Genomic DNA, 405 nt, shown 5'->3' with positions numbered 1-405 from the left:
TCAAGACCAAGGGCGGCCTCGAAGTCGCCACCACCGACAAGGAATTCAGCTTCAAGCTGGGCGGTCGCCTGCAGGCCGACTATAGCCGTTTCGACGGTTTCTATACCAAGAATGGCAACACCGCCGATGCCGCCTACTTCCGCCGCGCCTTCATCGAACTCGGCGGCACCGCGTACAAGGACTGGAAATACCAGATCAACTTCGACCTGTCGCACAACACCGGCAGCTCCGACAACGGCTATTTCGACGAAGCTTCGGTCACCTACACCGGCTTCAACCCGGTCAACCTGAAGTTCGGTCGCTTCGACCCCGACTTCGGCCTGGAAAAGGCCACCAGCTCCAAGTGGGTGACCGCTCCCGAGCGTAACGCCGCCTACGAACTGGCCGACTGGATCAACACCCACC

Annotated in this window: 1 pseudogene; it reads left to right on the top strand. The window is 60.2% G+C overall.

The features are described from left to right. Positions 1-405, top strand: a pseudogene (oprO, locus tag FLO80_RS24070) (outer membrane porin OprO); the annotation flags it as partial.

Source organism: Aquicoccus porphyridii, from assembly GCF_008369105.1.
GTDB classification, from domain to species: Bacteria; Pseudomonadota; Alphaproteobacteria; order Rhodobacterales; family Rhodobacteraceae; genus Aquicoccus; species Aquicoccus porphyridii.
The sequence above is the reverse complement of the archived record's forward strand: the minus strand, read 5'-3'. Positions and strand labels throughout refer to the sequence as shown.